The 21,527-nt window shown below is 64.8% G+C and carries 14 protein-coding genes; 5 read left to right on the plus strand and 9 right to left on the minus strand.

Going from position 1 to position 21,527, the window contains the following annotated elements:
* Positions 1-684 (minus strand): outer membrane beta-barrel protein, encoded by a 684-nt coding sequence (locus AC1MGT_RS05370; protein ID WP_499503312.1) that lies wholly within the window; start codon positions 682-684, stop codon positions 1-3.
* A gap of 166 nt (positions 685-850) precedes the next feature.
* On the minus strand, positions 851-2,110 hold the full coding sequence (locus AC1MGT_RS05375; protein WP_499503313.1) for a DUF2254 domain-containing protein: 1,260 nt from the start codon (positions 2,108-2,110) through the stop codon (positions 851-853).
* 195 nt (positions 2,111-2,305) lie between these two features.
* Between AC1MGT_RS05375 and AC1MGT_RS05380 the strand changes: the two genes are divergently transcribed.
* The gene (locus tag AC1MGT_RS05380; protein ID WP_499503314.1) at positions 2,306-3,682 is read left to right on the plus strand and encodes an MFS transporter; all 1,377 of its coding nucleotides are present in this window, start codon (positions 2,306-2,308) and stop codon (positions 3,680-3,682) included.
* Between the two features lie 20 nt (positions 3,683-3,702).
* Positions 3,703-6,048 carry a GH36-type glycosyl hydrolase domain-containing protein gene (locus tag AC1MGT_RS05385; RefSeq protein WP_499503315.1) on the plus strand — a complete coding sequence of 782 codons (2,346 nt, stop codon included), beginning with the start codon at positions 3,703-3,705 and terminating at the stop codon, positions 6,046-6,048.
* A gap of 1 nt (position 6,049) precedes the next feature.
* Here AC1MGT_RS05385 and AC1MGT_RS05390 read toward each other — a convergent pair whose 3' ends face one another.
* Together AC1MGT_RS05390 and AC1MGT_RS05395 are read right to left on the minus strand one after the other, a co-directional pair.
* Positions 6,050-7,831: a glycoside hydrolase family 16 protein gene (locus AC1MGT_RS05390; RefSeq protein ID WP_499503316.1), complete on the minus strand. Its 1,782-nt coding sequence runs from the start codon at positions 7,829-7,831 to the stop codon at positions 6,050-6,052.
* A gap of 239 nt (positions 7,832-8,070) precedes the next feature.
* Positions 8,071-8,820: an SDR family NAD(P)-dependent oxidoreductase gene (locus AC1MGT_RS05395; RefSeq protein ID WP_499503317.1), complete on the minus strand. Its 750-nt coding sequence runs from the start codon at positions 8,818-8,820 to the stop codon at positions 8,071-8,073.
* Between the two features lie 157 nt (positions 8,821-8,977).
* On the opposite strand from AC1MGT_RS05395, the gene AC1MGT_RS05400 reads away from it, so the two are divergent.
* Positions 8,978-9,904 carry an AraC family transcriptional regulator gene (locus AC1MGT_RS05400; protein ID WP_499503318.1) on the plus strand — a complete coding sequence of 309 codons (927 nt, stop codon included), beginning with the start codon at positions 8,978-8,980 and terminating at the stop codon, positions 9,902-9,904.
* Here the strand turns inward: AC1MGT_RS05400 and AC1MGT_RS05405 are convergent.
* The gene (locus AC1MGT_RS05405) at positions 9,901-10,413 is read right to left on the minus strand and encodes a gluconokinase (RefSeq protein ID WP_332531443.1); all 513 of its coding nucleotides are present in this window, start codon (positions 10,411-10,413) and stop codon (positions 9,901-9,903) included. The genes AC1MGT_RS05400 and AC1MGT_RS05405 overlap by 4 nt on opposite strands.
* Before the next feature lie 245 nt (positions 10,414-10,658).
* Between AC1MGT_RS05405 and cynS the strand changes: the two genes are divergently transcribed.
* The gene (gene cynS / locus AC1MGT_RS05410; protein WP_499503319.1) at positions 10,659-11,108 is read left to right on the plus strand and encodes a cyanase; all 450 of its coding nucleotides are present in this window, start codon (positions 10,659-10,661) and stop codon (positions 11,106-11,108) included.
* A 6-nt stretch (positions 11,109-11,114) separates the two neighbouring features.
* Here the strand turns inward: cynS and gntR are convergent, their stop codons facing one another.
* Positions 11,115-12,143: an HTH-type transcriptional regulator GntR gene (gene gntR, locus AC1MGT_RS05415; RefSeq protein WP_499503321.1), complete on the minus strand. Its 1,029-nt coding sequence runs from the start codon at positions 12,141-12,143 to the stop codon at positions 11,115-11,117.
* A 349-nt stretch (positions 12,144-12,492) separates the two neighbouring features.
* Complete coding sequence (locus AC1MGT_RS05420; RefSeq protein ID WP_499503323.1) at positions 12,493-15,684, minus strand: error-prone DNA polymerase; 3,192 nt, start codon at positions 15,682-15,684, stop codon at positions 12,493-12,495.
* 208 nt (positions 15,685-15,892) lie between these two features.
* Here AC1MGT_RS05420 and AC1MGT_RS05425 point away from each other — a divergent pair, with 208 nt between their 5' ends.
* Positions 15,893-18,298: a TonB-dependent receptor plug domain-containing protein gene (locus AC1MGT_RS05425; protein ID WP_499503324.1), complete on the plus strand. Its 2,406-nt coding sequence runs from the start codon at positions 15,893-15,895 to the stop codon at positions 18,296-18,298.
* A 57-nt stretch (positions 18,299-18,355) separates the two neighbouring features.
* Here the strand turns inward: AC1MGT_RS05425 and AC1MGT_RS05430 are convergent, their stop codons facing one another.
* Entirely contained in the window at positions 18,356-18,940 is a 585-nt protein-coding gene (locus AC1MGT_RS05430) for a PEP-CTERM sorting domain-containing protein (protein WP_499503325.1), read from the minus strand.
* 39 nt (positions 18,941-18,979) lie between these two features.
* Entirely contained in the window at positions 18,980-21,274 is a 2,295-nt protein-coding gene (locus AC1MGT_RS05435) for a family 43 glycosylhydrolase (protein WP_499503326.1), read from the minus strand.
* Between the last annotated feature and the right edge of the window lie 253 nt (positions 21,275-21,527).

A 21,527-nucleotide genomic window follows, 5' to 3' on the forward strand; every position in this document is an offset into this window, starting at 1 on the left:
TCAGAATCCCAGCTGCATATTGCCCTTGATGCCGTCCCTGATGACACGGCCAAGCTTCTTGGCCGTGTCGCCATGCCGCGAGAACTCGGCGTTGACCGATGTTGATTTGTCGAGCTTGAGTTTGGCACCAGCGCCCGTATACAGCCCCGTATCGGACCCGGAATCGATTTCCGGACCAGCGCCGTTGTGAACCCATGTATCGGGCCCGGCATTGATGCTGCGCTTGATTTCGCTGTAGGCGATCCCCGCCTTGGCATAGGCCGACAGGCGCGCATCCTCGGGCGTCGATAGCTTGACGGCCAGATGGTTGCTCGAGCCTTTCTCGCCAAGCCCCTGCGATGCATCCTCGGCCCTGCCCTGCTCCTCCCGATACAGGCCGCGGTCGGGCAGATTGACGTAACCGGCCTCAATCGCGACATGCGGGGCGACCTTGACCCCGGCAATCAGCCGCGGATCGCGCCGGAAGCCCTTGAAGATGTGGTCATTGGGTTGTGCGGCAACGTTCGCGCTGTACACGCGCGACGCGCTCGTGCGCGTTCCGGCAAACGGGTCGGGTTCGTGCAACTGATCGGCCTTGAGCACCGCCGGTCCGGCCGGCGTCTGTACCGGCAGCAGTTCCTGCGCCTGCGCTGCACACGCGGCGAGCACGCCAACGGCCAGCGCCATGATCCGGATTATCGTCATCTTCATCGCTCCAATTGACAGACCTGAAGCTTACGCCGGAAAGCGCCGTGTGCAACATGCGTATTGCATGGTTTGGTAACAAGTTGTCGCGGCGATCTGCGTGCAAGAGGGCATGCGTGGCGGGGAGCGCTCATTCCATCGCCGCATCACCCGGCACGCATGCCGGTCACCAGTAGTCAGCATGCCGGCGGCGCAGTTGCGCAAGATCTGGCGCGAAGTCGAGGGCGGCTGCCGACCGTGCCAGGGCTTCGTCAGCCTGGCGCTGCGCCATGGCGCGCAGGTGCGGATCGCCGCAGCGCCCCAGTTCGCCGCACACCCACTGCAGGTGCAGCGCGATTTCGAGCACCCCGGCGCCATCGCGGGCCAGTGGCGGGAAGATATCGTTGAACATGTCGTCCAGCGACAGCGGCGGCACCTCGACGCGGTCATGGTCCGGCTCGGCGCCAAAATCGGGATGGGTCCACGCATCGAAGATCCGGTAGACCGCATTGAGCACGACGATGGCTGTGCCCGGATCGTTGATGCCGGGGGACAGCGCGCGGCTGCCGATCTCGGTCAGCACGACCAGCCCGAAGCCAGGGTCTTCGTCGAACTGGCGCAATGGTCCGATGGTAAATGCCTTGGCGATCAGGTCCGGTTCGATCGTGCCGGCGTCTTCGCCATCGGGCAGCACGTACCCGATCGGGCGCGAGCAGACGATCAGCGCGCCGGGCGCAACCGCCAGCGTGATGCGCAGCTTGCGCTCGGCGGCGATGCGCTGCAGGGCATCCATGTCCACCCGCTGCAGATAGCCGCTCGCCAGGCTGTGAAAGGCCAGGCCGGCCGGCGGCCCGAAGGCCACCATGCCGCCCATGCAGGGCATCCGGGTGCGGCGCGCCATCGCTTCGGCGGCCGCCCGTTCGACCCGGGTAATCACCGCACCCAGGCGCCCCAGGCGGGCGATGCTGTCGACCCAGCGCACGAACACGAGCACCACAATCACCAGCGTGAGCAGAGTCAGCACGAACAGCGTGAAGCGGCCCGGCTTGCCGAAGTAATCGTTGGTGGTCGCGCTCAGGCCGATGATGGCGAAGATGAAGGCGCCGACAAAGATCGACAGCGCGTTCTGCGAGACGTCATCGGCGATCACGAGCGGAAACGCGCGCTCGGTGGCCGACTGCCCGGTCGACGCATACGCGGCCACCATCGACGCGACAGCGAACGTGGCGACGCCCAGCATGCTGGCGGCGATCACCTTGAGCAGGTCGACGATCGAGCCTTGCGCAATTTCCGGTACCTTCCAGTCGATCGGGATGCTGTCGACCAGGTGCGCCAGCGCCACGCCGGCAACGGAGAGAACGCAGGCGATCATGGGTTTGACCCACAGGCGCTCGCGCAAACGGTTCATCAGGAATTGCATCCGGGCCGGCAGGATCATGGTGGTCATCGACTCCTCTAGTCAAAACGTGGTAGGGCTAGCTGCCCCCGCAGTGTAGAGCAATGATCAAAAACACCATATTTCAGTACGGTGCCTCCGTACGCCGCAGTGTGTTGACACGCCATGCCGGCAGCGCCATACTTGCCCGATGTTAGCGTTATCAGTCAACGCTGGCATCACCATAAAAATATCTGGAGACAATCAATGTTCAAGCGCGGGCCTGAGACACCTGTAGCGACGGGCGGTAACCTCGGCTGGCGAGAAAAGATCAGCTATGGCGTGGCCGACATGGGCTTCAATTTTTATTGGGCCAATATCGCGACCTTCCTGCTGATCTTTTATACCGACACGTTCGGTATCTCGGCAGCGCAGGCGGCCACCCTGCTCGCTTCGATCAAGCTGATCAACGCCTTCACCGACCCCGTGATCGGCGCCTTTGCCGACCGCACCAATACCCGCTTCGGCAAGTTCCGCCCCTACCTGATCTGGATGTCGATCCCCCTTGGCGCGGCGGCCGTGCTCACCTACACCACGCCCGACCTGGACGCCAACGGCAAGCTGCTGTGGGCCTACGGCAGTTATCTGGCGATGATGGTCTGCTACACCTGCGTGAACATTCCCTACAACGCGCTGTCCGGCGTGATCTCGAACGACCCGCAGGAACGCTCGACAATCAACGGCCTGCGCTTCATCTTCGCTTTTGCCGGCAGCACGCTCGTCACAGCCGCCACGCCGGCGATGGTGGCGTGGCTCGGCGCCGGAGACGACGTGCGTGGCTGGCAGCTGACGATGCTCGCGTGGAGCGTGGCGGCATCGGTCATGTTCCTGATTACGTTCCTCAATACCCGCGAGCGCGTGCTGCCCCCGCCCGGCCAGAAGAACGACGTCTGGCGCGACATCCGCGACCTGGCGTCCAACCGGCCCTGGGTCGTGCTGTTCGTGCTGGCCCTGGTCATCATGGTGACGATCACGCTGCGCACCACGACCTCGGCCTACTACTTCAAGTACGTCGTCGGCCGCCCCGAACTGATGGCGACCTTCGTGCCGACCTATATGGTGTTTGCCGCCATCGGCGCGGCCTGCACGCCGCTGCTCACGCGCTTCATCGACAAGAAGCGCCTGATGATCCTGTTGATGAGCTGCACCGCCGTGCTGTCGTCGCTGTTCTTCCTGATCCCCGCCGACCGGATCGACCTGATGTTCGTGCTGCAGGCGGGCCTGGGCTTCGTGCTGGGGCCCAAGTCGCCGCTGGCGTTCTCGATGTATGCCGACACCGCCGACTACAACGAATGGCGCACCGGCCGGCGCGCCACCGCGATGACCTTCGCCGCCGCGACCTTCTCGCAAAAGCTCGGCACCGCGGTGGCGGTCAGCGTCATCGGCGCCGTCTTTACCTGGCTCGGCTACGTGCCCAACGCGGCGCAGAGCGTCGGCTCGCAGGCCGGCATCGTCTGGCTGATGTCGTTTGTGCCGGCCGCCTTTGCGCTGGTGGCCGTGCTGGTGATGTGCTTGTATAACCTCGACGCCAAGGCCCTGGCGCGCATGGGCGCCGAACTGGCCGCGCGCAAGGCGGCGCCATGACTTCAACGGAGATTGCCCTAATGCTGTACCCGCAAGACGACCGCTATGTGCTCACCAGCCCGACCGCCATGCCGCAGGCGGGCGGCTTCCTGTGGAACCGCAGGATGATGATCCAGACCACCTGCCGCGGCTACGCCACCGCGCAGTTCATGCAGCCCGAACCCGGCAAGTACTCGCACGGCCCGAACATGGAAGCCAAATCGTTCATGCAGCCGGAGCAGAATTACTATGCCCACCATCCGGGCCGCTTCGTGTACGTGAAAGACGAAGACACGGGCGAGCTGTTCTCGGCGCCGTACGAACCGGTGCGCGGTGGGCTCGACCGCTATGCGTTCTCGGTCGGGCGCACGGACCTGCAATGGACGATCGAAAAACTCGGCATCCGCATCGACCTGACGCTCGCGCTGCCGGTCGATGACGTGGCCGAACTGTGGGCCGTGGCCGTCACCAATCTGTCGGAGCGCCCGCGCCGCATCAGCATCTACCCGTACTTCACGGTCGGCTACATGTCGTGGATGAACCAGTCGGCCGAGTACCGGCACGACCTGGGCGGCATCGTCGCAACCTGCATCACCCCGTACCAGAAGCTGGACGACTTCTTCAAGAACCGCCTGCTCAAAGACCGCACGGTACTGCTGTGCGAGCAAGCCCCGGACGCCTGGGAAACCGGGCAAAAGGTCTTCGAAGGCGAAGGCGGCCTGCATGCGCCATCGACGCTGGCGCCCGCCCTGCTGCCCTGTGGCGACGCGCGCTACGAAACGCCAGCTGCCGTCGTCCAGTACCGCCTGGCCCTGGCGCCCGGCGAGGCCGCCACGCGCCGCCTGCTGTTCGGCCCCGCATTCGACGATGCCGAGATTGCCCTGCTGCGCCAGCGCTACCTGAGCGCGGAAGGCTTTGCCGCTGCCGCCCGCGACTACGCCGCCTACATCGCAGAAGGCGATGGCGTGCTGCAGATCGCCACGCCCGACCCTGAGCTGGATAATTTCGTCAATACGTGGCTGGCGCGCCAGGTGTATTACCACGGCGACGTCAATCGCCTCAGCACCGACCCGCAGACCCGCAACTACCTGCAGGACAATATGGGCATGGTGTTCGTCAAGCCGGCCGCTGCCCGCGCTGCCTTCCTGCATGCACTGAGCCAGCAGGAAGCCAATGGCGCCATGCCGGACGGGATCCTGCTGTTTGAAGGCGCCGAACTCAAATACATCAACCAGATTCCGCACACCGACCACTGCGTCTGGCTGCCAGTCTGCCTGCAAGCCTATCTCGACGAAACGGGCGACGCGGCCATCCTCGATGTGCCGGTAACCGCACACGATGGCGACGTCAAATCCGCATTCGAGCGCATCTGCCTGGCGATGGACTGGCTGCTGGAGCGGCGCGATGCGAGGGGCCTCTCCTACATCGAACAGGGCGACTGGTGCGATCCGATGAACATGGTCGGCTACAAGGGCCGCGGCGTCTCGGGCTGGCTGACCGTGGCGGCCGCCTACGCGCTGAACCTGTGGGCCGATGTCTGCGCTGCACGCGATGATGGGCCGATGCAGGCGCGCTACCGCGATGGCGCAGCGGCCATGAACGCCTCTGCCAACGCGCACCTGTGGGATGGCAGCTGGTTCGCACGCGGTATCACCGACGACGACGTCAAGTTCGGCGTGGCGGCCGATACCGAAGGCCGCATCTACCTGAACCCGCAAAGCTGGGCGTTCCTGTCGGGCGCCGCAAACGATGCACAGCGCGCGCAGATGCTGCCCGAGATCGACGCCCAATTAAAGACACCCTACGGCGTGCAGATGTTCGCCCCGCCCTACGGTGCCATGCGCGAAGACATCGGACGCGTCACGCAAAAGCATCCCGGCTCGGCCGAGAATGGCGCGGTCTACAACCATGCCGCCGTGTTCTACATCTTCAGCCTGTACACGATTGGCGAAGCGGACCGCGCTTTCGACGCGCTGCGCAAGATGATTCCCGGTCCGGACCTGGCCGACTACCTGCAGCGCGGCCAGCTGCCGGTGTTCATTCCGAATTACTACCGCGGCGCGTACCACGAGTACCCGCGCACGGCCGGGCGCTCGAGCCAGTTGTTCAACACAGGCACTGTGGCCTGGGTGTATCGCTGCCTGATCGAGGGCCTGTGTGGCCTGAAAGGTGATGTGGACGGCTTGACGGTCAATCCGCAACTGCCATCAGGCTGGCCCGGCATGACGGTCACGCGGCGCTTCCGTGGTGCGACGTTCGAGGTGGATATCCGGCGCGGCGCAGTCGAGCGCGTGACGGTGACGTGCGACGGCGTCGAACTGGCTGCGGCCCGCGTCGACAACATCGATGCGGGCCGCAGGTATCACCTGCAGGTGCTGGTGCCCTAGATCACTGCATTGTGTAGGTCTGCTGCGCCGTATCGACGGCAGCGTTGCGCGCCGTGTCCCAGTACGTGAAGGTGTAGCGCACCACGTTGCCGATCGCCAGACCGCCGGCCGTGAACGTGTTCACGCCATTGGCCAGCTGCATGCGCACGTTTTGCTGCGGGCCGTTGTTGACCGTGTAGTGCACGTCGGCCCAGCTGCCGGTGGTGGTGCGGAACTGCAGCATCGTCGATGAGGTCTGGCTCACCGATGTCGGCCCGGTCTGCGCTGGCGGCGTCGTGGTGCCGCCACCGCCCGACTCCCAGACGATATCGTCGATCGCGAACTGGAAGCTGGACGTGGGCAGGCTGCCGTCGATACTCGAGATCATGAAGATGTCGTACAGCGACTGCGCCGCCACCAGGGGCCCGAGCAGCGTCGAGACGGGGACCGATGCCTGCGCCCACTGTCCGTTGCGCGTGAGCCCATAGGCGGTGGTATTGGCCGGGAAATTCACCCAGTTCTGGTTGGTGAATGTATCGCCCACGCCGATCCGGAAGCCGACGTTGGCCGGAATCTTGATGCGGAACTTGACCGTGCCATTGGTGCGATAGTTCGACAGGTCGCGCACCTGGCGCGCCTGGATGCCGCCGCCGAACCACTGGCCGGGCGAAGTGTAGTTCCAAGCGATGACGTTGCTGCCTTCGTACGGCGCCGTGTTGCCGGTGCCGGTGGACGCCGCATTCCACAGGAAGATGTCGGAACTGGTGCCTGCTACCAGCTTGGCGTTGACGGCCGTGTTATCGGTGAAGATGCCGAACTTGCCCGCCACTTCGGGCACGCTCTGGTTGCCCAGCTTGACCTGCCCCTTGCCATCGAGCTGGTACACGCGCACATAATCGACATACATCGTGCCCGGCAGCGGCGCCGTGACCTGGCTGGCATTGGCCGCATCGGTAAAGTTGCCGCCCACGGCCATGTTCAGCAGCAGGTAGAACGGCGCCTGCAGCGCGCTCGAATTGACTGGCAGCGGCGCGTTGTACAGATTGTGTTCGACGCCGTTGTCGACGACCGAGAAGCGCATTTCACTCTCGGTCCAGTAGAAGCGGTAGGTGACGAACCGGTTCGCCAGCGACGTGGTCGGCACGTGCCAGTTATCGGTCTGCCACGCGGTCGATGCGGCGCAGCTCTCGTTGCCGGACACGCAGGCGGCCTGCTGCCAGGTGATCACGTTCGCGCCGACGAAATGGTTGGACGACGGCGCCCCGCCCTCGGCCCGCACCGCAGCCTTGTGCCCCATCTCCATCATGTCGATCTCGCCGTTGCGCGGCCAGGTCTGGGGACTCACGCCCAGCAGCCAGGCAGCGGGCCACAGGCCGGTGCCCAGGTTCGGCGTGGCCATGCGCACCTCGATCATCCCGTACTGCACCTGCACCTTGTTGCGGGTGTCGAGCCGCGCCGACGTGAACAGATTGCTGCCCACCGTCTGGCTGCGCGCCTGGATCGCCAGTGCGCGCGTGCCCGATTCGAACGGCACGTTGGCGATGGTGGCGTTGTTCGGGCTGTAGTACTGCAGCTCGGCGTTGCCGTAACCGCACAGGCCGATCTGGCAACCGTTCCCGTCCTGCAGGTTCCAGACGCCCGTATTCACGCTGGTGCCGTTGAATTCTTCGGACCACAGCAACTGGCCGATGACGGGGTTGGTGACGCTGGCGGTGGCTTGCGCGCTGCAGGCCAGCGCGAGGCCGGCGACAAGCAGCTGGAACGGCTTCCATTTGGAGTGGTGTTGCTGGGGTAGATGACTCACGTTGACTCCTCTTTTCTCACGACAAGAAAATGTGGCCGTGCCGGATTGCCGTGCCACACGCCGCCAACTTTGCGTTGGTCTCGAATGGTTTTGGTGCGGAATACCCAATTGGAAACGTTTCCAAACTCATGTGAAAAATATAGTCTGATTTTGTAAGTGCGTCAAACACATCTGCATGCCGCGCACCGGGTTATTCGGTGCGCATAATGCAGTCGCCTTTTCGGTTGGCGGGGTGATGCCTAGTAGCCCACACCGCGCACGCCGCCGGCAGCGCGCAGCGATTCGCCGGTGACCCAGTGCGCGTCGTTTGAAGCCAGGAACACGGCCACCGGCGCGATGTCTTCCGGCTCGCCGAAGCGGCCAAGGGGCGTCCCGGCAATCAGCGTCTTGCCGAAATCGCCGTCGAAATTGCCGGCGGTGGCGGGCGTGTTCGTGTGGCCCGGCAGGATCGCATTGACGCGGATGCCGCGCGGTCCCAGTTCACGCGCCAGCGCGAACGTCAGCGTATCGACGGCGCCCTTGGTGGCGGCGTACACGCTCGACGCCAGGTAGGGATCGGTGCTCAGGATCGAGCTGATGTTGATGATGCTGCCGCCATCCTTGAACACCTTGAGCGCTTCGCGAATCGCCAGAAAATAGCCAAGCACGTTGACATTGAACTGCTTGTGGAACGCGTCCTCGGTCATCTCGGCCACCATCTCGAAGACGGCCACGCCGGCATTATTGACGAGGATGTCGAGCGTGCCGTAATCGGCCTTCACGCGCTCGAACAGCCCCGCCACGTCGGCGGCCTTGCTCATGTCGGCCTGCAGCGCGACTGCCTTGCCGCCGGCGGCCTCGATCGAGGCGACCACCGCATCGGAGCCCGCCTTGCTGCTGGCGTAGTTCACGATGACGGTGGCGCCCTCGGCGCCGAATGCGCGCGCAATGCCGGCGCCGATGCCGCTCGATGCGCCGGTGACGACAGCGATTTTATTGGTCAGTTTCATGGTGTGTCCTTGGTCGATGTGTCCCGAAGCCCAATGGCTCCGGCGACCAGGACGATGCTACGCAGGGGCAGCACGCACCACATGCCGGTTCTTCGCGCATGCTTGCCTATTCTTCTCAAAGCCCGTTGCGCCGGCGTGGCCAGTGCTATATTCGGGCATGGATAAAGCGATCACCGATGCGACAGGCGAAGCAGGAAACGTCTCGATGGATGCGCTGCGCGCCATTGCGATGAGCGCGGGCGACACCTGGACCGCGACCGGTCTGCCGCGGGTGGCCATGGTGCGCGCCGAAGCGTGTTCGAACCAGGTCTATGGCCCGATGCTGCACCTGGTGCTGCAAGGGTCAAAGAGTCTGTCCATCGGCGGCCAGGTCGTGCACATCGAGGCGCCTGGCTACTTCGTGGTGCCGGTGGCGTTGCCGGCGCTTGGCCAGGTCACCGCGCAATCGGGCACGGCGCCGTATCTCGCGGTCAGCCTGGCGCTGGATCCGGCCATCATTGCCGCCATGCTGGCCGACCTGCCCGCTGCCGGCAAGGTCCCGCATGGTGCCGACGTCGGCGTGGCACAGGCAGGCCCCGACCTGATCGATGCCTGGCTGCGCATGATGCAGCTGGTCGCGCGGCCAGACGACGTGGCAATGATGGCGCCGCTGATCGAGCGCGAGATCCTGTTTCGCGTGCTCCAGGGGCCGCATGGCGACTTGCTGCGCCAGATCGCGCACGCCGACAGCCGCCTGTCGCAGGTGCGCCGCGCGATCGACTGGATTCGCGAGCACATGGCGCAGCCGCTGCGCGTCGGCCCGCTTGCGGCGCTGGCCGGGATGAGCGTCGCGGCCTTCTATCGCCACTTCAGGGCGGTCACCGCGATGACGCCGATCCAGTACCAGAAAAGCCTGCGCCTGTTGAAGGCGCGCCGGCTGCTGCTGTTCGAGCCGTTCGATGCGGCGTCGGTGGCATTTACGGTCGGCTACGAAAGCGCATCGCAGTTCAGCCGCGAGTATGCCCGCATGTTCGGCCTGCCGCCGATGCGCGACGTGGCCCGCTTCAGGACACCGGCGCCAGGCGCGCCGGCAGGCAGCGCTTAGGCGCGGGCGAGAATCTGCGCCACCAGCTGCGCCGGCGTGTCGCGGATGTCGAGCGTGATGCCCGCTTCGTCCGGCTGCAGCGGTTCGAGCGTTGCCAGCTGGCTGTCGAGCAGCGATGGCGGCATGTAGTGGCCGGGGCGGTTGCTGACACGCTCGGCCAGCAGGCTGCGCTCGCCGGCCAGGTGCACGAAGCGCACATCGCCGCCGGCGCCGCGCAGCAAGTCGCGGTAGCTGCGCTTGAGCGATGAGCATGACAGCACCGCCCCGCCCTCGCGCCGCGCCAGCAGGTCACGCAGCGTCACGAGCCAGTCGTGGCGGTCGTCGTCGGTCAGCGGCGTACCCGCCGACATGCGTGCGATGTTCACGTCGGAGTGGTAAGCATCGCCCTCGATGAATTCCACGCCGAGCTGGTTGCCCAGGCGCGCGCCGATCTGGCTCTTGCCGCAGCCGCTCACGCCCATGATGACCCAGGCCGTTCCCTTGTTATCGCTCGTTGGTTCTGTCGTCATTGCCTTATGTTACCGCTAACAAACATACCGCGATTGTGCGCGCCCCGCCTGGAAATGTAAACCCACAGGCCATGCACCCATTTCGGGCGGCTGCGCCCGCGCAGTGCGCATTTCGCTGAGATGCTGCTGGCTTCTTGCTGGCGCGGCAGGCCCGGTGTGTCTGCTTCGTCGATTTGATGCATGGCACGCGCCTTGCTGAGGTAAGGCGTGAGCACCTACCTTCCCCACTTTCTGGAGCAGCCAACATGATTTCATGCCGTGAAGATGTCACCAAACTGATCGTATCCGCGAAAGTCCGCAAGGGCATCAAATGGCGCGACGTGACCGAGGCCACGGGCCTGTCGAAGGAATGGACCACCGCCGCTTGCCTGGGCCAGATGACGCTGACCAAACCCCAGGCCGAAGCAGTCGGCAAGCTGTTCGAGCTGTCCGACGAAGCGATCGCCTGGCTGCAGATCGTGCCGTACAAAGGCTCGCTGCCGACGGCCGTGCCGACCGATCCGCTGATCTATCGCTGGTATGAGCTGGTCAGCGTGTACGGCACCACGATCAAGGAACTGATCCACGAAGAATTCGGTGACGGCATCATGAGCGCCATCGATTTTTCGATGGATATCCAGCGCACCGAAGACCCGAAAGGCGACCGCGTAAACGTGGTCTTGTCGGGCAAATTCCTGCCCTACAAAACCTACTGATGCCCCTTATGCGCTCTCGCGGTCGCGCAGCGTGAAGCCAAGGTCGATGCGCCGCTCGGCCGGCTCTTCGCCCTTGATCACCTGCAGCAGCAGGCCGGCGGCTTCGAAGCCGATCTGGTAGCGCGGCGTGTCGACCGTCGTCAGTGACGGCATCATCCAGGCCGAAGCGGGCAAATCGTTGAAGCCGCATACCGCGATGTCCTGCGGGATGCGGATGCCTTGCCGCTGGCAGTGGAACACGGCGCCGTGGGCCAGGTCGTCGTTGCAGCAAAAGACGGCGTCGCAGTCGGGCCGCAGCGCCAGCATCTGCGCCATCAGGCCGGCGCCCAGCGCGATGGTCGAGCGTTCGGGCACCATCAACTCGAGGCCGGGATCGGCCAGGCCCGCCGCCGCCATCGCGGCGCGGTAGCCGTCGGCGCGGCGCAGCGTGCGCTCGTCGAGTTGGGCGCCGATGAAGCCGATGCGTGTGTAACCCTTGGCGATCAGGTGGCGCGTCATCGCCATGCCGGCCTCGTACTGCGAAAAGCCGACCGACAGCACGGCCGGATCATCGGACAAATCCATCATGGCCACCGCCGGCACCTTCGATGCCGCCAGCATCTTGGCCACGGCGGGGCTGCGCACCTGGCTCGAGAACAGGATGCCGTCGGGGTTCGACTGCAGATAGGTGCGCAGCAGCTTTTCTTCTTCGAGCTGCGAATAATAGGTATTGCCGATCAGGAGCTGGTACTGGCCAGGCGCGACGGCGTCGTGGATGCCTTCGAGGACGGCGGTGAACACGGCATTCGACAGCGACGGCACCAGCACCACGATCACGCGCGACTGCGACGACGCCAGCGCCCGCGCGGCACGATTCGGCACGTAACCCAGTTCGGCCACGGCGTGCTCGACCTTGATGCGCGTGGCCTCGGACACCAGCTTCGGCTGGCTCAGTGCGCGCGAGGCCGTCATGATCGACACCCCGGCCATGCCCGCAACCTGCTCGAGCGTCGCACGCCCCGTCCCCCTGCCCCGGCTTCGGCTTGTCTTGTCCATGCTGTTCCCGTGATATTTACGCAATGACCATTCTATCAACGCAGCAGCCTGCCGCCACAGGAAAGTTGGCGACCAGAAGAAAAGCCGGGGTCAGGTCTGACATTCGGACACGACCTCGACAGAAAAGCCGGGGTCAGGTCTGACATTCGGACACGATCTCGACAGTCGAGTAATCGGAAATAGCTGGCACAGAGCCATGCTAATAATGGGCAAGAGACTTTTGGAAGTGACTAAAGCTGAGGTCGTGTCCGAATGTCAGACCTGACCCCGGCTTTGGAGTCTTTTGGAAGTGACCAAGGCTGAGGCCGTGTCCGAATGTCAGACCTGACCCCGGCTGTGCGGCTGTGCATCAGCAGAAATCCCTGCTGCGCGTATCGAGAGCACCGAGCAGGTGCGACAGATCCACCAGCCGCTTGGCGACCAGGTGGCGCACTTCGCCCTCGCGTTGCCAGATGCCGTAGACGCCGAGCAGTGGTGCGCTCAGGACCTCGCGCCGCTGCTGCTCTACCAGCGACGGCCACACGATCACGTTGACGTTGCCGGTTTCGTCTTCCAGCGTCAGGAACAGCACGCCCTTGGCGGTGCCGGGGCGCTGGCGCACTGTCACCAGGCCGCAGCCGCGCGCCAGCTGGCCGTTCTGGAAATCCATCAGCGTCGACGCGGGCAGGAAGCGCTGCGCCAGCAGGCGTTCGCGCAGCAGCGCCAGCGGATGGCGGCCCAGCGTGAGGCCCTGCGCGCGGTAGTCGCCCACGATCTCTTCGCCTTCGCTTGGTGCTGCCAGCACCGGTGCTTCTTCGCGTGGCACGGTCGGACGCAGCAGGTCCTTGTCGGGTGCGGCGCCGGATGCTTCCCACAATGCTTCGCGCCGGTGCCCCGCCAGCGACTGCAGCGCGCCGGCCGCCGCCAGTACCTGCAGGTCGCTGCGGTCCAGGCCCGCGCGGCGCGCCAGGTCGGCGACATCGACAAACGGCCGCACGGCGCGCGCCTGCTCGATACGCTCGGCCGCATCGACCTTCATCCCGCGCTGCAGCGACAGGCCGAGGCGCACCGCCGGCTGGCGCGTGCGCTCGTGCGGATCGTATTCTTCAAGTGCCGAATCCCAGCCGCTGACGGCGACATCGACTGGCCGCACTTCGATGCCATGGCGGCGCGCGTCCTGCACCAGTTGCGACGGGCTGTAAAAGCCCATCGGCTGGCTGTTAAGCAGCGCGCACAGGAAGGCAGCCGGCTCGTGGCACTTGAGCCACGAACTCGCATACGCCAGCAGCGCGAAGCTGGCCGCATGCGACTCGGGAAAGCCGTATTCGCCGAAGCCCTGGATCTGGCTGAAGATCGCTTCGGCGAATTCCAGCGTGTAGCCCCGTTCGAGCATGCCGGTCGTGATGCGCTCGTAATAATGTTCCAGCCCGCCCTTGCGCTTCCAGGCTGCCATCGCGCGGCGCAGCTGGTCGGCCTCGCCCGGCGTGAAACCCGCGCCCAGGATCGCCACCTGCATCACCTGCTCCTGGAAGATCGGCACGCCCAGCGTGCGCTCGAGCGCCACCTTCATTTCGGCGCTCGGATACACCACCGGCTCGAAGCCCTGACGGCGCCGCAGATAGGGATGGACCATGCCGCCCTGGATCGGGCCGGGGCGCACCACGGCCACCTCGATCACCAAGTCGTAGAAGACGCGCGGGCGCATCCGCGGCAGCATGCTCATTTGCGCGCGCGACTCGATCTGGAACACGCCCACCGTGTCGGCCTGGCAGATCATGTCGTAGGTGGCCGTATCGTCCGCCGGAACGTCCTGCATCTCGAACACGTTGCCATAGCGCTGGCCCACCAGCTCCAGCCCGCGCCGCATCATCGACAGCATGCCCAGCGCCAGCACGTCGACCTTCATCAGCCCCAGTTCTTCGAGGTCGTTCTTGTCCCACTGGATGACGCTGCGGTCGGCCATCGCCGCGTTCTCGATCGGCACCAGGCGCGAGAGCTTGCCGCGCGCGATGACGAAGCCGCCCGGATGCTGCGACAGGTGGCGCGGAAAGTTCAGCAGCGATTGCGCCAGCGTGGCCCACTGGCGCGACAGCGGCGCCTCGGGATCCAGGCCGCTCTCGGCCAGGCGCCCCAGCAGGTCGGCGCGGCTGTCGAACCAGTGGTGGGTCTTGGCCACCTTCTCGACGATACCAAGGTCGATGCCCAGCGCGCGGCCGCTGTCGCGCAGTGCGCTCTTGGGGCGGTAGCTGATCACCACCGCCGCCAGCGCCGCGCGATCGCGTCCGTATTTGTTGTAGATGTACTGGATGACTTCTTCGCGCCGCTGGTGCTCGAAGTCGACGTCGATGTCGGGCGGCTCGTTGCGCTCGCGCGAGATGAAGCGCTCGAACAGCAGGCTGGCGCGGGCCGGATCGACCTCGGTGATGCCCAGGCAGTAGCAGACGGCAGAATTGGCTGCCGAGCCGCGGCCCTGGCACAGGATGTGCTGCGAGCGGGCGAAGCGCACGATGTCGTACACCGTCAAGAAGTAGTGCTCGTAGCGCATCTCGGAAATCAGCGCCAGCTCGTGCTCGATCTGCGCCTGCACCTTGGCCGGAATCCCGTCGCGAAAACGCCGGTGCGCGCCGATCCAGGTTTCGGCGCGCAAAAAGCTCGCCGCCGTGTGGCCGGGCGGGACCACTTCGTCCGGGTATTCGTAGCGCAGTTCGTCGAGCGAGAACGTGCACAGGCGCGCCACGCGCACCGTTTCGGCCAGCACTTGGGGCGTGTACAGATTGGCCAGGCGCAGGCGTGAGCGCAGGTGCTGCTCGGCGTTCTGCGCCAGCCCGTAGCCGCAGTCGGCCACCGCCTTGTTCAGGCGCGTGGCGGTCAGCGTGTCCTGCAGCGGCTTGCGCGAGCGCACATGCATGCACACGTGGCCCAGCGCCACGATCGGCAAGCCATGCTGCCAGCCGACTTCTTCGACCGTGGCGCGGTGCGCATCGTCGAACGCGCGGTGCAGCGACGTCAGGCCGAGCCAGGCGCGCCCCGGGAAGGTGGTCGCCATCCACGCCGCCTGCGCGTGCAGGCGATCGACATCCTGCGCCTCGTGCCCCGGATACGGCGGCAGCAGGATCGCCAGGCAGTCGGGCATGTGGCGCAGGTGCGCGTTCTCCGGCGCCGGGTCGGCCAGGTCATCGGGTGTCAACAGGTAGGTCCCCTTCCCGGCCCGCGTACGCCCTAGCGTGATGAATTCGGACAGGTTGCCGTAGCCCTCGCGGTTCTGCGCCAGCAGGATCAGCGACGGTGCCGGGCTGCCATCGGGATTCTGCAAATGAAAATGGGCGCCGATGATGAGCGGCAGGCCCGCTTCCTTGGCTTCGGCATGCGCGCGCACGACACCGGCCAGCGAGCATTCGTCAGTGATCCCCAGCGCGAAGTACCCGAGCTGCACTGCGCGCAGCACCAGTTCCTCGGCATGCGACGCCCCTTGCAGGAACGAGAAGTTCGACAGGCAGAACAACTCGGCATAGGGAGGCAGAGTCGTGACTGCGGGAGGCTGGTTGGTCGGAGGCTGTGTCACGCCGGGCTCATGTCAAATGACAAATACTGTATAAAAACACAGTATAGCCGACCTTTTTCAGAGCACGTACTTTATTTACCCCAGGAAATTACTTATGCAACCGAGTTGATAATACAAAGTTATACAACAAGAACGTTGTGTTAATGCCACATTGCAACGGCAATCGAAGGATCCATTGATAGTATCCGAACATCCTTCGGAGATACCAGTGCTCAAACTCAAAATCATGCCCCGTTCCGTGTTGGCCAGTCTGTATGGCAGCACCATTCTTGCTTCCCTTGCCCTCGCCCCTGGCATCGTCCAGGCGCAAACCGCACCAGCCATTACCACTGACGCCGTCGTGCCAAGCGTGAGCGTCGTCGGTTCGCGCCGCGTCGGCGCTGCCTCCAGCACCGACACCCCGGTCGCCATCGACTTCATCCCGATGACGAAAGCAGCCGAACAAAGCGGCCAGTTCGACCTCGCGCAGGTGCTGAGCAACCTGTCGCCGTCATTCAACTCGACGCGCCAGACGGGCGCCGACGGCGCCGACCTGATCGACTCGGCCGCCCTGCGCGGCCTGGGCTCGGACCAGACCCTGGTGCTCGTCAACGGCAAGCGCCGCCACACGGTCGCGCTGGTGAACCTGTTCGGCGCGCGCAACCGCGGCAACACCGGCACCGACATGAACGGCATCCCCGTGATGGCGATCCGCGAAGTGCAGGTGCTGCGCGATGGCGCCGCCGCCCAATACGGCTCGGACGCGATTGCCGGCGTGATCAACATCGACCTGAAGAAAAGCCTGGGTTGCGAATCGGTGGCCGGCTACGGCCAGTACACCGAAGGCGATGGCGAGAACTGGCAAGCGTCGGCCTACTGCGGCGTGGCCCTCGGTGGCGGCGTGCTGGGCATCACCGGCGAATACTCGGACCGCGGCCGCTCGAATCGTTCGGAGCCCGGCAACCCGCGCATCATCGGCGACACCAAAGCCGACAACCAGACCATTTACCTGAACGGCGAATTCCCGGCCGGCGCGGGCGGCAAGTTCTACTTCACCGCTGGCGTGCAGCAGCGCGACGCGTCGTCGGCCGCCTTCGGCCGCGAAGGCCTGGGCTCCGAAGACATTCCGTCGCGCAATTCGGCTGCGATGTACCCGGACGGGTTCGTGCCGTTCATTAACGGCAAGGTCGATGACCGCTGGGGCACCGTCGGCTACCGCTGGACGGCCGGCGAATGGAATGCCGACCTGTCGCAGACCTACGGCTACAACCGCCTGAAGTACGACATCGCCAACACGCTCAACGCCTCGATCGCCAACCTCGATCTGCTGGGTGGTGGCCAGGGCCGCAGCGCCGACCGCTTCTACGCAGGCGCGTTCTCGTTCCGCCAGGCGACCACCAACGCCGACATCAGCCGCTTCTACAGCGACGTGTTCAAGGGCATGAACGTCGCGTTCGGCCTCGAGCACCGCCGCGAGAACTACCAGATCTTCGCCGGCGAAGCCGGTTCGTACATCGACGCCGATGGCGTGGGCATTGGCGGCAACGCCGGCAGCCAGGGCTTCCCGGGCTTCCAGCCGGGCGACGAAACCGACACCGACCGTCACAGCAACGCGGCCTACGTCGACATCGAAACGGATCTCACCGACCGCCTCAAGATCCAGACCGCGCTGCGCCATGAGCGCTACTCGGACTTCGGCTCGACCACCACCGGCAAGCTCGCCGCCGCCTACCGCCTGGCGCCGGACCTGCTGCTGCGCGGCTCGGCCAGCACGGGCTTTCGCGCACCGTCGCTGCAGCAGGCGTACTTCTCGTCGACCTTCACCGACTTCGTCAGCGGCCAGCCGCTGGACGTCGTGCTGGCGCCGAATGGTGGCCGCGTGGCTGCCGCCGCCGGCATCCCGCAACTGAAGGACGAAGAATCGAAGAGCTACACGCTGGGCCTGACCTGGTCGCCAACGCAGGCACTGTCGGTCACGGCCGACCTGTACCGCATCGACATCGATGACCGCATCGTGCTGTCGGGCCGCTTTGACGCCGACAACTACCCGGCGCTGGGCGCGACGCTGCAGCAGCTGGGCGTGGGCCAGGCGCAGTTCTTCGTCAACTCGGTCGACACCAAGACGCAGGGTCTGGACCTGACGGTCTCGCACCGCGCCAACGTGGCCGCGGGCCGCCTGACGACGTTCCTGGCCGCGAACTTCAGCAAGACCGAAGTGCAGCGCGTGAAAGCGCCAGCCGCGCTGGCAGGCTTCGAAGACGTGCTGCTGTCCGAGCGCGAGCGCCTGTTCATCGAAGAAGGCGCGCCGCGCCGCAAGGCCACGCTGGGCTTCGACTACGTTCAGGGCAAGCTGGAAACCGCGCTGCGCGTGATCCACTTCGGCCCGCAGACGCTGGGCACGTTCTCGGGTCCACCGGTGCCGAACCAGAAGTACGAAGCCAAGACGTCGGCCGACCTGGCCTTCACGTGGGCCTTCACCGAGAAGACCCGCCTGACGGTCGGCGGCACGAACATCTTCGACGTCAAGCCAACCGTGCAGGATGCGAACGAGACCGACAACGGCTTCAAGTACGAGAGCGTGCAGTTTGGCCTGAATGGCGCGGCGCTGTTCGCGCGCCTGGCACACCGCTTCTGATCTAATCTGGCCCCGCGGTGAAACAACGGCCTGCAAGCGATTGCAGGCCGTTGGCGTTTACGCCCGCTGCCGCGGCCTGCGCCTGCGCGCCGCCAGCCACCCCGCAGCAGCAATGCCGCACAGCGCCAGCGTCCCCGGCTCCGGCACCGCGTTCGGCGTCGTAGCGGATGCCGTGAAGGCATCCATGGCCCACTGCGTACCGCTGCTGTTGTAGATCGTGAGCGTGTCGATGCCGCGCCAACCGAGTTCGATCCACTGCGGCGCGAACGTGTCGATCCCGTACGACACGTCGGTCGCGAACAGCAGCTGGCCTGCACGGCTGCCCTCGAACGAGAGTTCCTGTTCATACCAGGCCGACGTGAAGAACGCGCCGATGAAATCGAAGCCGGTCGCATTCAAGATCGTGACGGTGCCGCCCGCATGATTGAAGGCGACGTTGGCCGCCGAGACCACGCCGTTGGCAAAGCCACTGTCGGGATAGGCATCGGCGCCGATGACGCCAGCGCCGGTCCAGTTGAAGCCCGCATAGCCGTCGGCGATGACCGCGGTCTCGCTGCTGGCCAGGTCGTCGAAACCAATGACGTCGGCGTGCGCACTCGCGCAGCATGCCGCCAGCAGGAACGAAAGAATACTGTGTTTCATAGGGTGCTCCTTGATGTGTGGAGATAGAGGCGTGGCGGGTTACTGGCGCACGAGCGCCGCGATGTCGGCGTCGCTCAGTGCCGAGCCATAGATGCGCAGATCGTCCATCGCGCCCCGGTATGGCGCATCCCACCAGTTCACGCCCAGCGCAAACACGCCGCTGGTGCCGGTAAACACGTTGGGGAAGCCCGCGCCGCTGAATCGCTTGCTGCCGTCGACATACACACTGACCGCGCCGTTTCGCACGGTGAAGGCCACGTGCGACCAGCGGCCGACAGGGAGCGTCATGCCAAGACCGGCGTCATACCAGGCCGTGCCCGACCACAGCATCGATGCGCCCCCCACGCCCCCATGGCCCATCGGCAGCAGGCTGACCCAGGATTCGGTCGTGCGCGCGCCAAAGAAGGTGGTCGAAAACGCCGTCAGTGCCGCCGGCTTGAGCCACAGCGCCACGCTGTAGTTCTGGCTCGCGATGAGGCCATTGGGCAGCCGCACGCCGCTCGCGCCGTCAAAGACGGCCGCCCTGCCCTTCACGCCGGCCTCGAAGACGATGCTGCCGCCTGGCGCGTCGATCCGGTTGCCGGTCACGCTGCCGTTGCCAAAGATGCCGTTCGCGTCGGCCAGGTTGCCATCGAAGGTGTAGTGGGCCAGCAGGCCGCCGGCCTTGCGCACGGTGACGACAAACGTCTTGGTAACCGCCGTATTGCCCTTGGCGATGCGCGCCGTGAGCGTGACATTGACGTCCCCGCTGGCCGGACTGGTAACCACCCCGGTGTTGCTGATGACGGCCGGATTGGACGACGTCCAGGTAATCACCGCGCCGCGCGTGCCGCGCGTGGGCAGCGCAAGATTGGCCGTGACGGCGCTCGTGTTGCCCAGGCTGAGTTCTGCGGCGACGGCATTGACCACCTGCGCCTCGGTGCGTGGCGGCAGCCGGCTGCCGAACAGTGAGACGCCCTCGCGCGAGACCGCCGAGAAGGTCATTGCAGGGCTCTTGGCCGTTTCATCCCAGCCGTTGACAAAGACACCCTTGTACGGCGAGGCGCCGGGCAGACGGATCTCGATCCCGTTGCTGCCGGTGAGCAGCCAGCTGCCGCTCACGGCGCCCGTGATCGTGCCGTCGGCGTTGAGTGCAATGGACTGCGACTTCTTGATGGCGGCCGAGATGTCCTTGCCATGATTGACGAGCATGTAGTCGCCCTGCACGAATTCGCGCCGCACGGCGCCCAGCGTCTCGCCCGTGTAGCGGCGCGGCGCGACGACCGGCCAGCCGTCCGCATTCATGAACAACTGGTGCGTGCGGATTTCATGCTGCTCGCCGCGCTCGGGGAAACGCGCATGGAAGATCAGGAAGTGCTTGCCGCTGGCCGGATCGACATACGCCGAGTTGTGGCCGGGCGAGACGTAGCCGGTGCCGATGCCGGTGCCGGCGTCGCCCAGGCTGCGCTCGAACAGGAAGCTGCCCATCAGCTTGACGCCGTAGGGCGCGATCGATGCGTCGTCGAACAGCGGCTTGGTGGGGTCGGATTTGACAGCCGCCATGTCGTTGCCCTGGGCGTCGACGTACGGCCCGTCCGGATTGAGCGAGCGCGCGACGCGCATATTGTAGCCACCGGTCGAATCCAGGCCGCCGAAGGACGTGAACAGGTAATAGTGCGACGTGGCCGGGCTGTACATCACGTAAGCGCCTTCGATGCGTGCGTGGTTGCCGCCCATCAGGCGCTTGCCGTAGCCCTGCCCCGGCAATGGCATGCCGGTCGAGGGATTGAGCGCCAGGATGAAAATCCCGCCCGAATACGAGCCGTACACCATCCACAGTTTGCCGGCACGGTCCGAAAAGACGTGCGGATCAACGGCATTCGGGTGCTTCAGTGCGTCGTAGATCGTGCCATCATGGCTGGGCTGGCCCCACATGCCGGATTTTAAAATGATGCCTTTATCGACATAAGGACCTTCGATATTATTCGCTACCGCAATACCCAATGCGGAACGTGGCGAATCGCCCTTGCAGGCGTTGTAATACATATAGAATTTTCCGTCCGGCATACGCTTGACATCGGCCGCCCACAGTGTGGACGATTGCGCCCAGCTGAATGTTTCGGCCAGTTCGGTGAATACATTCGATGCGCCATTGAGAAATAATGGATTGCTCGCGGTGACGCCGTCGCTGACCTGCTGCCATTTCATCAAATCACGCGATTTGGCAGCCGCCAGGTGCGAGCCGAACACATAGAACATGTCATCCACCTTGATGACCGACGGGTCGTGCACGGCTGCATTCTGGAAGACGATCGGGGTGGGCGCGGCCTGGGCTGCGGCGAACGAAGGAAGCATGGCCGATGACAATACGGCCCATGTTCCAAATGAGGAAAGGGTGTGATGCACGCTGGTCTCCGTTATATTTATTTGAATTCGCATTCTGATGATCGAATGCCGGAAACGAGAATGCGATATTTTTAAATGGTTTGCAACCGGATTGCATACGCTTATTTAGAGCGTTTCTCGAGATAAATATTTGCGATAACTTAAATAGCGCAATTGCTTATAAAAGCGATTGAAAGAATATCGCAGCCACTTCTGCGATATG

Source organism: Telluria sp. BA11 (genome assembly GCF_056680305.1).

Excerpts from the sequence above, each read along its gene's own strand:
- AC1MGT_RS05385 (WP_499503315.1), top strand. The coding sequence starts at position 3,703 with ATGCTGTACCCGCAAGACGACCGCTATGTGCTCACCAGCCCGACCGCC.
- AC1MGT_RS05400 (WP_499503318.1), top strand. The coding sequence starts at position 8,978 with ATGGATAAAGCGATCACCGATGCGACAGGCGAAGCAGGAAACGTCTCG.
- AC1MGT_RS05370 (WP_499503312.1), bottom strand. The coding sequence starts at position 684 with ATGACGATAATCCGGATCATGGCGCTGGCCGTTGGCGTGCTCGCCGCG.
- AC1MGT_RS05375 (WP_499503313.1), bottom strand. The coding sequence starts at position 2,110 with ATGACCACCATGATCCTGCCGGCCCGGATGCAATTCCTGATGAACCGT.
- AC1MGT_RS05395 (WP_499503317.1), bottom strand. The coding sequence starts at position 8,820 with ATGAAACTGACCAATAAAATCGCTGTCGTCACCGGCGCATCGAGCGGC.
- AC1MGT_RS05405 (WP_332531443.1), bottom strand. The coding sequence starts at position 10,413 with ATGACGACAGAACCAACGAGCGATAACAAGGGAACGGCCTGGGTCATC.
- AC1MGT_RS05380 (WP_499503314.1), top strand. The coding sequence starts at position 2,306 with ATGTTCAAGCGCGGGCCTGAGACACCTGTAGCGACGGGCGGTAACCTC.
- gntR (WP_499503321.1), bottom strand. The coding sequence starts at position 12,143 with ATGGACAAGACAAGCCGAAGCCGGGGCAGGGGGACGGGGCGTGCGACG.
- AC1MGT_RS05435 (WP_499503326.1), bottom strand. The coding sequence starts at position 21,274 with ATGCTTCCTTCGTTCGCCGCAGCCCAGGCCGCGCCCACCCCGATCGTC.
- cynS (WP_499503319.1), top strand. The coding sequence starts at position 10,659 with ATGATTTCATGCCGTGAAGATGTCACCAAACTGATCGTATCCGCGAAA.
- AC1MGT_RS05430 (WP_499503325.1), bottom strand. The coding sequence starts at position 18,940 with ATGAAACACAGTATTCTTTCGTTCCTGCTGGCGGCATGCTGCGCGAGT.